8 protein-coding genes are annotated in these 12,588 nt (G+C 71.8%); 5 read left to right on the top strand and 3 right to left on the bottom strand.

The features are described from left to right. Positions 1–99 precede the first annotated feature (99 nt). On the bottom strand, positions 100–1,206 hold the full coding sequence (locus ACGFRF_RS21400; protein WP_393742157.1) for a GNAT family N-acetyltransferase: 1,107 nt from the start codon (positions 1,204–1,206) through the stop codon (positions 100–102). 936 nt (positions 1,207–2,142) lie between these two features. Between ACGFRF_RS21400 and ACGFRF_RS21395 the strand changes: the two genes are divergently transcribed. The 3 genes from ACGFRF_RS21395 (at position 2,143) to ACGFRF_RS21385 (ending at position 5,739) form a co-directional block, all read left to right on the top strand. Beyond that, on the top strand, positions 2,143–4,314 hold the full coding sequence (locus ACGFRF_RS21395; RefSeq protein ID WP_393742674.1) for a TIM-barrel domain-containing protein: 2,172 nt from the start codon (positions 2,143–2,145) through the stop codon (positions 4,312–4,314). A 104-nt stretch (positions 4,315–4,418) separates the two neighbouring features. Beyond that, positions 4,419–5,195, top strand: coding sequence for a polysaccharide lyase family 7 protein (locus ACGFRF_RS21390; protein ID WP_393742156.1), 777 nt, complete (start codon positions 4,419–4,421; stop codon positions 5,193–5,195). A 91-nt stretch (positions 5,196–5,286) separates the two neighbouring features. Beyond that, on the top strand, positions 5,287–5,739 hold the full coding sequence (locus ACGFRF_RS21385) for a hypothetical protein (protein WP_393742155.1): 453 nt from the start codon (positions 5,287–5,289) through the stop codon (positions 5,737–5,739). Between the two features lie 91 nt (positions 5,740–5,830). On the opposite strand, the gene ACGFRF_RS21380 is transcribed toward ACGFRF_RS21385, so the two are convergent. Both ACGFRF_RS21380 and ACGFRF_RS21375 read right to left on the bottom strand, forming a co-directional pair. After that, complete coding sequence (locus ACGFRF_RS21380) at positions 5,831–9,205, bottom strand: pyruvate carboxylase (RefSeq protein WP_393742672.1); 3,375 nt, start codon at positions 9,203–9,205, stop codon at positions 5,831–5,833. Between the two features lie 202 nt (positions 9,206–9,407). Further along, positions 9,408–10,274: a hypothetical protein gene (locus tag ACGFRF_RS21375; protein WP_393742154.1), complete on the bottom strand. Its 867-nt coding sequence runs from the start codon at positions 10,272–10,274 to the stop codon at positions 9,408–9,410. 422 nt (positions 10,275–10,696) lie between these two features. On the opposite strand from ACGFRF_RS21375, the gene ACGFRF_RS21370 reads away from it, so the two are divergent. Both ACGFRF_RS21370 and ACGFRF_RS21365 read left to right on the top strand, forming a co-directional pair. Then, entirely contained in the window at positions 10,697–12,367 is a 1,671-nt protein-coding gene (locus ACGFRF_RS21370) for an ATP-binding protein (RefSeq protein ID WP_393742152.1), read from the top strand. Further along, a partial coding sequence (locus ACGFRF_RS21365) for a roadblock/LC7 domain-containing protein (RefSeq protein WP_393742150.1) occupies positions 12,364–12,588 on the top strand: 225 nt, incomplete at its 3' end. The genes ACGFRF_RS21370 and ACGFRF_RS21365, both read left to right, overlap by 4 nt.

Genomic DNA, 12,588 nt, shown 5'->3' with positions numbered 1-12,588 from the left:
CCGGCCTGCCGCTGCCGGACCGGGCCTCGGCCGGGCCGGGCAGGATCGGGGTGGTGTCTTCTCGCGCCCGCCCGCCCGGCGGGTCGGGCCTCGGTGCGATCAGCTGCGACGCGTGCGGGCGGCCTCCTGGGCGCGTGTGCGCGCCGAGCCGACGGTCTTGAGCAGCCGGTCGGCGGGGTCGCGCAGTCGCGGGTGGGCCAGCACCGTGTTCCGCAGGCCGCGCACCGGTCTGCGCCACAGCCGCTGGGCCAGCGCCACCGGATGCGGGCGGTCGGCGAAGCCTTCCCCGACCCGCAGTTCGCGGGTCTTCAGCCAGTCCTTGTACTCCTTGTCGCCGCGCCCGAGGTCGACGAGGGTCACCCCGTGCCGGGCGGCCGCCTCTGCGGTCCGCAGGTGCATCATCAACCCGGGCGAGTAGGAGGGCAGTTCGGGGTCGTAGGCGGTGAACCAGGCCGCCAGCACCGTGCTCGACCGCGGTCCGAAGTGGGCCGCGACCGGCCGGTCGCCCGCGTACAGCACGGACAGCACCCCGGTGAAGTGCTCCTCGCGGACGTGGAACAGATGCTCGACCAGGCCGACGATCCACGGCCGGGAGAACCGGTCCATGCGGCCCGTCCTGCGGTACTGCGCGGACTTCCACCGCATGAGGGTGCGCAGCATCTCCGGGTCGCGCTCGTCGAAGACGAACCGCACCTCGCCGACGTCCCGGCCGAGCCGGCGTTCCTTCTTCAGGGTCGTCTTCGCCAGCCCCGGATACGTGCCGCGCAGCCACTCCGGGTAGCCGCCGTCGCCCGGTTTCACATCGATCACCGGTGAGGCGAAGGTGCCGGTGACATGGGGTGCGAACGGCTGCTGTTCCTGGACGAGATGGTCGAACTCGAAGATGCTGAGCCCGCAGGCCCGCAGCAGGTCCTCCGGGTGCCAGGTGACCCCGGGCCGGTGCACGAGGGCCTGGCAGTCGGACAGTCCGAGCCCGATGGCCCGTCCGGTGCCCAACGGGCCCCGCTCGTAGGGGAAGAAGCCGACCGGCTCGCCCCCCTCGCGCAGCACGGCCACCCGGGCCCCGCGCCGGAACCGGCCGACGCCGATCGCGAACTCCGGCGCCAGGAAGGGATTGGCGTACTCGGGCGACTCATCCATCGCCCGGTGCCAGGCTCCGCGCAGCTCGGACGTCAGTTCGCCGGGTCTGTGGATGGTGATCCGCACCTCAGCTCGACCGCCTTTCCGCCGGCTCGGCGAGCAGTGTGCCGCGGACGGCACAGGCCGGTGCTGCGTGTGGCTGATGGCTCATGGATCGCATGGGCGACCGCTCCCCCCATGACGCGCCGGGCGCGTCCTGCCATTGGTTCCTGTGTCCGCCGATCCCCGCCGCGCGTACCCGTTCCGCGATCGACGGCCGTGATCCCGAACCGTGGGACAGGGATCAACTTCGCGAAACAGCACGCACGCTGTCAAGGGTGCCTCAGGCGACGGAAGGTCCGCCATCGGAATGCGGACATCGGTGGCGACTCAGGACGCGGGGTGCGCGGCCACCGGCGGTATTGACATGAACCTGCTTCGCCCTTGAGGCTTCGTGCGTGAAGTTGCTCGATCAAAGCTCATTTCGAGCGTCTCCGAGCATTCTCAGCTAGGACAGTCCATCCGCAAGGGTGCGAAGGGAGCTGTTCCGCAGTGCGAAGACTCCGACATCGTGTGCCGTGGCGGGCCTGGGTTCCGCTGGGGCTGGCGACCGCCCTGGTCGGCACCGTGCTGGCCGGCCCGGTGCGCGCCGAGGCCGCCGCCACCGCCACCGGCGCCGTACTGGACGCCGCTCACAGCAGCGTCGGCTGGCAGAGCCCGGTCTACGCCAAGGGCACCGGTGGCGGCACCGAGAGCTGCCCGGATGCCGCCGCCGACCCCGACGACAAGGTCTGCGACCGCTTCGACCTGTCCGTCTCGGTGCCGGACGGCTACTGGGACGACAACCCCGAGGGCGGCGTCCCGCTGTCGATCACGTGGCAGAAGCCGTCCGACGACTTCGACCTGTACGTCTACGACGACCACGGAAAGCAGGTGGCGTCCAGCGCGGGCACCGCCGACCCCGAGGCCACGGTGATCCCGCGGGCGTCGGGCACGTACCACGTGCTCGTCGTGCCGTACGACGTGCACGACAACTCCTTCACCGGCACCGCCTACCTTCCCGCGACCACGGACGCCGGTGACCTCACGTCCTTCTCGGGCGGTGCCGGAAGCTACACCATCGGGGCCGGGCGGCTCACGGCCCGCGCCGACTTCCTGGAGGGGGGCCGACTGCGGCTCCAGGCCGATCCGTCCGGCTCGCTGAGCGATCCGGCGGGTACGGCGATCGTCCGTGAGCAGCCCGCCCTCCAGCGCCACACCTCGTCCTTCGACGCGGGCGACTACTACGGCATCCGCTCCCCCGAAGCCGTCCTGCGCGTGTACAAGCAGCCGCTGCGGTTCGGCCTGTACAAGCCCGACGACCGCACCCGGATCTGGCAGGAGGACAGACCGCTGCGCTGGTCGACCGGCGGCATGCGGCAGAGCCTGGCGCGGGGCGCGGACGAGCAGTTCTTCGGCGGCGGTGAGCAGAACGGCAGCTTCTCGCACCGCGGGCGGACGATGTACGTCGCCAACAGCTTCGACTGGAACGAGGGCGGCTACAACAACTCCCAGCCGTTCTATCTCTCCAGCGCGGGCTACGGCGTCTTCCGCAACACCTTCGCGCCGGGCGTGTACACCTTCGGCCGGCCGGTCACCACCGGGCAGCAGGAAAGGCGCCTGGACGCCTACTACTTCCTCGGGAACGCGAAACAAGTGATCGGCAAGTACACGGCATTGGTGGGCAAGCCGTTCATGCCGCCGGTCTACGGTCTCGAGCCCGGTGACTCCGACTGCTACCTGCACAACGCCAACCGGGGTGAGCGGCACACCCTGGACGCGCTGAAGATCGCCGACGGGTACACCGAGCACCGGATGCCGCTCGGCTGGATGCTGGTCAACGACGGCTACGGCTGCGGGTACGAGAACCTGGAGCAGACCGCCGAGGGCCTCCAGGGCCAGCACGCCCAGCTCGGCCTGTGGACCCAGGACGGCATCGACAAGCTGGCCGACCAGGTCGAGGCGGGCCAGCGGGTGGCCAAGCTGGACGTGGCCTGGGTCGGCAACGGCTACAAGTTCGCGCTGGACGCCTGCGACGCCGCGAAGAAGGGCATCGAGGACAACAGCGACGCGCGCGGTTTCGTGTGGCTGCCGGTGTCCTGGGCGGGTGCGCAGCGGTGCGGGGTCCTGTGGAGCGGCGACCAGAAGCTGTCCTGGGACTACATCCGCTGGCAGATCCCGACCTACGCCGGTGCGACCATGTCCGGTATCGCCTACAACACCGGTGACGTGGGCAGCATCTACCGCCACGACGCCGAGATGTACGCCCGTGACCTGCAGTGGAAGGTGTTCCTGCCGACCATCATGACCATGGACGGGTGGGCGTCCGACATCACCACCGGCAAGCCCGCGGACCAGCAGCCGTGGCGGGACGGCGAGCCGTACACCTCCGTCAACCGCAGGTACCTGCAGCTGAAGGAGCGGCTGCTGCCGTACATGTACACGCTGTCCGCCGAGGCGGCGAAGTCAGGCGTGGGCGCGGTGCGCCCGCTGTGGCTGGAGTACCCCGACGACCCCGGCACCCTCGGCGAGCAGGCCACGTACGAGTTCCTGTCGGGCCGCGACTTCCTCGTCGCCCCGGTCTACCAGGACTCCGACACCCGCGACGGCATCTATCTCCCGAAGGGCACCTGGACCGACTACTGGACGGGGCGCACCTACCGTGGTCCGACCACGCTGAACGGCTACCACGCCCCGCTGGACACGCTCCCGCTGTTCGTGCGCGAGGGTGCGATCGTGCCCATGTGGCCGAAGGGGACGACGAGCTGGCAGACCCGCGACCGGCACGAGCTGGACTGGGACCTGTACCCGGCCGCCCACGGCACGAGCCACTACACGCTGTACGAGGACGACGGTGTGACGCGTGACTTCGCCAAGGGTTCCGCGGCCACCCAGCGGGTGTCGGTGCGCGCCGACGCCGAGGGGACGACCGTGACGGTGGGCGCGAGCAAGGGCGACTACGCGGGCAAGGTGGACGCGCGGACGTACCGGTTCACCGTGCACGGCGACTCCGCGCCCGCGCGCGTTCTCCTCGACGGGCGCCCACTCCCCGGCTCCGCCTGGTCGTACGACGCGGGCACCCGCGTCACGACCGTCGCGACGCCGAGCCGGTCACTGGACCGGGGCCTCTCCCTGCGGTTGGTCGGCGGGTCTTGACGTGTCAGGTTCAGACCTTTAGCTTCTCGGGTCATCGGTGACCACGGATGCGTTCAGCGTTCATCATGCTGAACGCATCCCGGTCCGACGAAGGGACCCCCCACATGACCCGATCCCGGCTTCTCGCGGCGGCCACCACCACGGGCCTCGCCCTCGCTCTCACCGTGCTCGGCACCGGCGGTGCGGAAGCGGCGGATCCGCATGTCGCACCCGGCGGCAACTTCGACCTGTCGGTGTGGCAGCTCCAGGAGCCCGTCGGCTCCCCCGGCAAGCCCACCACCATCCCCTCGTCCCGACTCCAGGGTCCGAACGGCCACCAGGACGCCTACTTCTACACGGACACCCGTGACGGTGCGATGACCTTCTGGGCGCCCGAGAAGGGCGTCACCACGCCGAACTCGAAGTACGCCCGCTCCGAGCTGCGCGAGATGAACCGCAACGGCACCGCCGCCGACTGGCCACTCACCGGCTCCCACCGCATGAGCGCGACCCTGCGCGTGGTGTCCGTGACCAAGAACGTGTGCGTCGGCCAGATCCACCTCGGCAGCGGCGGCTCCTCCACCAAGCCTCTGCTGGAGCTCTACTACCACGCGAACGGGGACATCGTCCTCGGCACCGAGAACTCGCCGGACGGCGGCCAGACCGCGCACACCGTCGGGCATGTGTCGGTCGGCAAGACCTGGAGCTACACCATCGCCGTCTCCGGCGGTGACACCATCGACCTGACCGTGAACGGCACGACCACCCACTACGCCATCCCGTCCTCGTTCAAGCCCTACAAGCAGTACTTCAAGGCCGGCTCCTACAATCAGTCCTCCTCCGACAGCACGACGAACGGTGCCCGGGTCGCGTTCTACGGGTTGACGGTCTCGCACGGCTGACACGCGGTGCGACCTGCCTGATTGGTGCATTTGGGCGGACGGTCGTAGCGTCGATGTGCGGTACGACACAGCACGACGGGCAGGAGCGGCCATGCGCGGATCAGTGGTGCGGACAGCGGTCACGCTGGCGGCGGGAGCCCTGCTCACAGCCGCCATGACCACGGCGTCGGCCAGCCCGGCGGCCACGACCCCGAAGGTCGACCCGCCGCCGCCCGTGCTCGTCGACTGCCAGTGGCAGCGCGACATCCGCCCGACCGAGTTCATCCTCGCCTGCGGTGACGGCAACAGCCGGCTGTCCGGGCTCCAGTGGAAGCAGTGGGGTCCGGACATGGCGACCGCCGTGGGCGTGAACATGGTCAACGACTGCAAGCCGTACTGCGCGGCGGGCACGTTCCGCTACTACCAGGTGACCGTGCGCCTGGACCTGCCGAAGGCGTGGCAGAAAAATCCCCAGGTGCAGCACTTCACCCGGATGAGCCTCACGTACGCCGACGCCCGCCCGGAGGGCTTCAAGCCGGTGATGACCTACCCGCTCTGGGACTGAGCCGTCCGCCTGCGGCGGCCCCCGGGGCGCCTCCAGCCCGCGCCGCACGCCCGCCGCGACCGGTCCTGCCGGCCGCGGCGGGCGTGTCGTCTCAGGCGATCTCCACCAGCAGGTCACCGCCCTCCACCTGCTGGATCCGGTTGATGGCCAGCCGGGACACCCGGCCCGCCTTCGGTGCGGTGATCGCGGCCTCCATCTTCATCGCCTCGATGGTGGCGATCGTGGCACCCGCCGCCACCTCGTCGCCCTCGGCCACGGCGAGCGTCACCACACCGGCGAACGGTGCCGCGACATGGCCGGGGTCGGACCGGTCGGCCTTCTCCGTCGCCGGGATGTCGGAGGCCGCCGCACGGTCACGTACCTGAATCGGCCGGAGCTGGCCGTTGAGCGTCGACATCACGGTGCGCATCCCGCGCTCGTCGGCCTCGCCGATCGCCTGCAGCTCGATCAGCAGCCGGACCCCCGGCTCCAGGTCGACGGCGTACTCCTTGCCGGGGCGCAGGCCGTAGAAGAACGCCTTGCTGTCCAGCACGCTGGTGTCGCCGAAGGCCTGCCGGTGCGTGTCGAACTCACGCGTCGGGGCGGGGAACAGCAGCCGGTTGAGGGTGGCCCGCCGGTCCTTGGCCAGCCCGTCGCGGTCCTCGGCGGACAGCTCGGGGACGGGCTTGGCCGCGGCGCGCCCCTGGAGCGCCTTGGTCCGGAAGGGCTCCGGCCAGCCGCCGGGCGGGGTGCCCAGCTCACCGCGCAGGAACCCGATGACCGAGTCGGGGATGTCGAACCTGTCGGGTGTCTCCTCGAAGTGCTCCGGGGAGACACCGGCACCGACCAGGTGCAGGGCGAGGTCGCCGACCACCTTGGACGACGGGGTGACCTTGACCAGCCGGCCGAGGATGCGGTCGGCGGCGGCGTACATCGCCTCGATGTCCTCGAAGCGGTCGCCGAGACCGAGGGCGACGGCCTGGGTGCGCAGGTTGGACAGCTGGCCGCCGGGAATCTCGTGGTGGTAGACGCGGCCGGTCGGGGAGGCGAGGCCGGCCTCGAACGGGGCGTAGATCCTGCGGACGCCCTCCCAGTACGGCTCCAGGTCGCCGACGGCCTGGAGGTCGAGTCCGGTGGGCCGCTCGGAGTGGTCGGTGGCGGCGACGATCGCCGACAGCGACGGCTGCGAGGTCGTACCGGCCATGGAGGCCACCGCCCCGTCGACCGCGTCCGCGCCGGCCTGGATCGCGGCGAGGTAGGTGGCGAGCTGGCCGCCGGCGGTGTCGTGCGTGTGCAGGTGCACCGGCAGGTCGAACTCGCGGCGCAGCGCCGAGACCAGCTTGGCCGCGGCCGGGGCGCGCAGCAGGCCCGCCATGTCCTTGATGGCGAGGACATGGGCGCCGGCGTCGACGATCTGCTCGGCGAGCCGCAGGTAGTAGTCGAGGGTGTAGAGCCGCTCGGCGGGGTCGTTGAGGTCGGCGGTGTAGCAGAGGGCGACCTCGGCGATCGCGGTGCCGGTCCCGCGTACGGCCTCGATGGCGGGCCGCATCTGGCCGACGTCGTTGAGGGCGTCGAAGATGCGGAAGATGTCGATGCCGGTGGCGGCGGCCTCCTGCACGAAGGCGTCGGTCACCTCGGTCGGGTACGGGGTGTAGCCGACGGTGTTGCGGCCGCGCAGCAGCATCTGGAGGCAGATGTTGGGGACGGCCTCGCGCAGGGCGGCCAGCCGCTCCCACGGGTCCTCGGCGAGGAAGCGCAGTGCGACGTCGTAGGTGGCGCCGCCCCAGCACTCCAGGGAGAGCAGTTGCGGCAGGGTGCGGGCGACGACCGGGGCGACGGCGAGGAGGTCCTTGGTGCGCACCCGGGTGGCGAGCAGGGACTGGTGGGCGTCGCGGAAGGTGGTGTCCGTGACACCGATCGTCGGGGACTGGCGCAGGTGGCGTGCGAAGCCCTCGGGACCGAGTTCCACGAGGAGTTGGCGCGATCCGGCGGGCGGCTCGCCCGCGGGCAGCGCGGGCAGCTTGGTCAGCGGGTCGAGCAGGTCGGGCCGTTCGCCGTGCGGCTTGTTCACCGTCACGTCGGCGAGGAAGGTGAGCAGCTTGGTGCCGCGGTCCGCGGAGGAGCGGGCGGTGAGCAGGTGCGGGCGCTGCTCGATGAAGGACGTGGTGATCCGGCCCGCCTGGAAGTCCGGGTCGTCCAGGACCGCCTGCAGGAACGGGATGTTGGTGGCGACACCCCGGATGCGGAACTCGGCGACCGCGCGCCGGGCCCGGCCGATGGCGGCCTTGAAGTCCCGGCCCCGGCAGGTGAGCTTGACCAGCATCGAGTCGAAGTGGGCGCTGATCTCCGTACCGGCGTGGGTGGTGCCGCCGTCGAGGCGGATGCCGGAGCCGCCCGGCGAGCGGTAGGCGCTGATCCGGCCGGTGTCCGGGCGGAAGCCGTTGGCGGGGTCCTCGGTGGTGATGCGGCACTGCAGGGCGGCACCGCGCAGGGTGACCGTGTCCTGGGACAGGCCGAGGTCGGCCAGGGTCTCGCCGGAGGCGATCCGGAGCTGGGCCTGCACCAGGTCGACGTCCGTGACCTCCTCGGTCACGGTGTGCTCGACCTGGATGCGCGGGTTCATCTCGATGAACACGTGGTTGCCGTCGCGGTCGAGCAGGAACTCCACCGTGCCGGCGTTGCGGTAGCCGATCTCGCGGGCGAAGCGGACGGCGTCGTCGCAGATGCGGTCGCGCAGGTCCGGATCCAGGTTGGGCGCGGGCGCCAGCTCGATGACCTTCTGGTGGCGGCGCTGCAGCGAGCAGTCCCGTTCGAAGAGGTGGATGACGTTGCCCTCGCCGTCGGCGAGGATCTGCACCTCGATGTGGCGCGGGTCCACGACGGCCTTCTCCAGGAAGACGGTCGGGTCGCCGAACGCGGACGCGGCCTCGCGGGAGGCGGCCTCGATGGACTCGCGGAGCTGGGCGGGGTCCTCCACGCGGCGCATGCCGCGACCGCCGCCGCCCGCTACCGCCTTGACGAAGACGGGGAAGCCGATCTCGTCGGCGGCCCGCACCAGTTCGTCCACGTCCCCGGAGGGCTGGGACGAGCCGAGCACGGGCACGCCCGCCGCCCGGGCGGCGGCGACCGCACGGGCCTTGTTGCCGGTCAGCTCCAGCGTCTGCGCGCTGGGGCCGACGAAGGTGATGCCCGCCTCCTCGCAGGCGCGGGCCAGCTCGGGGTTCTCGGACAGGAAGCCGTAGCCCGGGTAGACGGCGTCCGCCCCCGCCCGGCGGGCGGCGCCGACGATCTCCTCCACGGAGAGATAGGCCCGCACCGGATGCCCCGGCTCTCCGATCTCGTACGCCTCATCTGCCTTGAGCCGGTGCAGCGAGTTGCGGTCCTCGTGCGGGAACACGGCGACGGTGCGCGCGCCTAGTTCGTAGCCCGCCCGGAATGCCCGGATCGCGATCTCTCCGCGGTTGGCGACCAGCACCTTGCGGAACATATGGATTCCCTTCAGCTGCCTGCCGGCGACGAACACCCTGGTGTCAGCCACGCCCTGCCGTACCTCGCGGACACCCTAGGGGTTGCCCGCAGGGGTCGACGTGCGAAAACCATCACATTGACGGGGTGGGCGGCGCCACAGGGGCGCGCCGTGCCGATCGGGTCGGAAAAGGCACCGCACCGGTTCTTCCGGAGAGGTCGGGCTAGCGCTCCTCGGAAGTGGTCGGCACCGTGGGCTTGCTGTTTCCGGGGCGGTCGGCGGATGCCGCCGGGGCCGGGACGGTGCGTGCGGGCGCGGGGGCCGGCCCGGAGTGCGCCGACGTGCGCCCGGTGCCGCGCGTGGGCAGCAGGGACCGTACGACGGCACGCCACCGCTTCCCGCGGGCGTGTGGCAGCCCGAGGAGGATCGCCGTGCCCACGGCGATCAGGTGCTCACGGCCGGCCAGGTTGGGCACGGCGATGGACTCCCACACCATCGAGCCGCCGGTCAGCGTGAACACGACGGGGGCGCGCCTGACGACGGCGAGATAGGTGAACAGGCCCACGACGGCCGCGGAGGGCCCGGTGTCCAGTACCTGCCCGGCCTCGGGCGGCAGTCCGAACCCCCACCAGCCGGGGCCCAGCGTGATCATCAGGCGGGCGGTGAGGGTGCCGGCCAGTGTGGTGGCGTAGGCGATGACCAGGGTGCGGGCGCGGCCGAGGATCAGTTCGGCGAGCGCGAAGGCGAGGAAGAGCTGGGTGATACCCGCCCACACGGGCAGGTCCAGCGCGGGGACGTACAGGGACACGGGGGTGCGCAGCAGGGACAGCCACAGCGGCAGGTCGGCCATGACACCACCGAGCCGTCGTACCCATACCGCGCCGGTCGGGTACTGGGCGATGCCATGGAAGAAGATGACACCGGACGCGGCGACGAACGCCAGCGGCAGTCCGGACAGCCCGCGCCGCGCGAGCCGCCGCACCGGGTCGACGACGATGGCGTGCCACTCGGCCCGCAGCGTGCGTCCGGTGAACCGGGCCGGCCGCGCGAGCAGCGAGCGGAAGCGCTCGATGCGCCCTTCTGCGGTCATGAGACACGGCAGCCCATCGCCTCCGGTTCCCCCGTCACCCAGATCGCCTCCTTCGCCTCGCTCCGGGCTGTCCGGCCGCGCGAGGCGTTGTCCCGGTACGGGCCTGTGGGGTGGTGAGGCCCGGTCGGTGACAGTTCAGCCAGCCGGGATGCGGGCGTCAAGATCCCTTATAGGTGGGAAGACCCACGGTGGGAATCGGGTACCGAGAGGCAACCTTCGTCCCCTTTGATCCGTCCTCCAGGACAGGCTTTTCTGCCCGGTTGACGGTTCAATTCACGGAACGGGCGCACACCCTTTCTTTTTCGATCACGAACTCTCGTATAGTGACCGCCAGTTCACCATCGAGTGTCACACCTCACCACCCACACGTGTGTTGCCAGCCCTCACCTGCCCGTCTCTGCCGCGAGGACCAGTCCGGACCGATGACCGCGCCCACCCACCCCGGCGACCGACCTTCCCTGCGTACGTTCGTCTCCGCCCTCGCCGTGACCGGTGTCCTGTCGGCGCTCGTGGTCTGCGCGGCCGTGGCGGCGGCACCGGACTCGGTACGCGCCCCGCTCGCCTGGGGCGGGGGCGCGGGTGCTGTCGCGCTCAGCGCGGCGGCGGCCACGGCCGCGCACGCCCTGCGGGCCGGGCGCGACGTCCGGCGCAGGCTCGAGGACGTCACCCAGGACATCGGACGGCTGTTGCGGCAGCAGGCCCGTACGGCCGACGAGGCGCGCCAGGAGCAGCAGCGGCTCATCGACGAACTCGCGCAGCAGCGCGCGGAGTTCACCGAGTCGTCCGCGGCCGAGCGCGCCCGGCTGGAGGAGGAGAGCGCACGGGAGACCGACCGGCTGCGCCGGGAGAACGCCCGGCTGGCGGGCGAGTTGGAGCGGGCCCGGCGGGAAAGGGACGCGGCCGTCTCCGCGACCTCCAACGCCGCCGCGCGGATGCAGGCCCTGGCCACGGCCACGCTCGCCGACCTGCGCGCGATGGAGGACCGGCACGCCGACGAGGACGTCCTCGCCGACCTTCTTCATCTCGACCACCGCACCGCCCAGGCCGGCCGGCTCGCCGACTCCATCGCCGTGCTGACCGGGGCGCGTTCCGGCCGCAGGTGGGCGCGGCCCATCGGCATGGAGTCGATCCTGCGCGGCGCGATGGGCCGGATCGCCGGCTACCGCCGGGTCCGGGTGCACTCGGTCAGCGAGGCCGCCGTCGCCGGGCACGCCGCCGAGGGCGTGATGCACGCGCTGGCCGAACTCCTGGACAACGCCGCGAACTTCTCCCCGCCGACCGCCGAGGTCCACGTCTACGTGGAGGAGGTGCCGGCCGGGGTCATCGTGTCCGTCGAGGACAGCGGCCTGGTCATGGGTGAGGTGCAGCTGCGCCGCGCCGAGAGCGCGGTCTCCGGTGACGTGTCGGGGCTGGGCGGCCTGACCGGTACCCGGCTCGGGCTGGCCGTGGTCGGCCGGCTGGCCCACAAGTACGGCCTCAAGGTGTCGTTCCGGCCGTCGGCACGCGGCGGTACCGGCGTGCTGATGCTCATCCCGCAGGACATCCTCACCAGCCCCGCCCCGGCCGAGCCGGCGGCCGCGGCCCCGCGCCCGGAGACCGGGACGCCGGCCAGGACTGCGCGCGCCGTGGAGGCCACGCCGGTCCACGAGCCCGCCCCGTCGGCACCGGAGGAGGGCCCGGCCGGGCTGCCCAAGCGGCGCCGGGGCCGTACCCTCGCCGAGGCCGAACGCGCCCGTTCGCCCCGCGCAGCCGCTGCCCGCCCCGCACCGGGCGCCGACGAGGGCAAGGCCCGAGCGGCCCGCTTCAGCAGCTTCCGCCAGGCCGTCCGGCCGTCCACCGCGACCACCCGGCAGACCGACGCGGACCCGTCCACACCGGCACACCGAGGACGGGACACGGCTCCCGACGCCCGGGCCACGACCGCCGCGCAGGACACGGCACGGAACAGCCGCACGGCCGACGCCCCGCAGCACACGGTACGGAAAAGCGAGACGGCCGACTCCCCGCAGCACACGGCCCCCGACACAGGCGAACACACCTCCCCCACCCCCACTCACCCGCACGTGCACCCGGAAGGCGACACCACTTCATGACCGGCCCGACCACCGCCGACGACAAGCTCACCTGGCTCCTGGAAGGCCTGCTGGAGAGGACCCCGGGTACCCGGCACGCGCTCGTTCTCTCCCGGGACGGGCTGAAGCTGTGCCGCACCCCGGAGTTGAGCGTCGACCAGGCCGACCAGCTGGCGGCGATCGCCGCCGGAATCCAGTCGCTGTCGCACGGGGCGTCCGTCGAGTTCGGCGACGGCAGCGGC

Source organism: Streptomyces sp. NPDC048521 (genome assembly GCF_043199855.1).
Classification (GTDB): domain Bacteria; phylum Actinomycetota; class Actinomycetes; order Streptomycetales; family Streptomycetaceae; genus Streptomyces.
This window is presented reverse-complemented; position numbering and strand designations above follow the sequence as displayed.

What these genes read in the sequence shown, in the direction of transcription:
- ACGFRF_RS21370 (WP_393742152.1), top strand. Translation starts at nt 10,697, where the DNA reads ATGACCGCGCCCACCCACCCCGGCGACCGACCTTCCCTGCGTACGTTC.
- ACGFRF_RS21375 (WP_393742154.1), bottom strand. Translation starts at nt 10,274, where the DNA reads ATGACCGCAGAAGGGCGCATCGAGCGCTTCCGCTCGCTGCTCGCGCGG.
- ACGFRF_RS21385 (WP_393742155.1), top strand. Translation starts at nt 5,287, where the DNA reads ATGCGCGGATCAGTGGTGCGGACAGCGGTCACGCTGGCGGCGGGAGCC.
- ACGFRF_RS21390 (WP_393742156.1), top strand. Translation starts at nt 4,419, where the DNA reads ATGACCCGATCCCGGCTTCTCGCGGCGGCCACCACCACGGGCCTCGCC.
- ACGFRF_RS21380 (WP_393742672.1), bottom strand. Translation starts at nt 9,205, where the DNA reads ATGTTCCGCAAGGTGCTGGTCGCCAACCGCGGAGAGATCGCGATCCGG.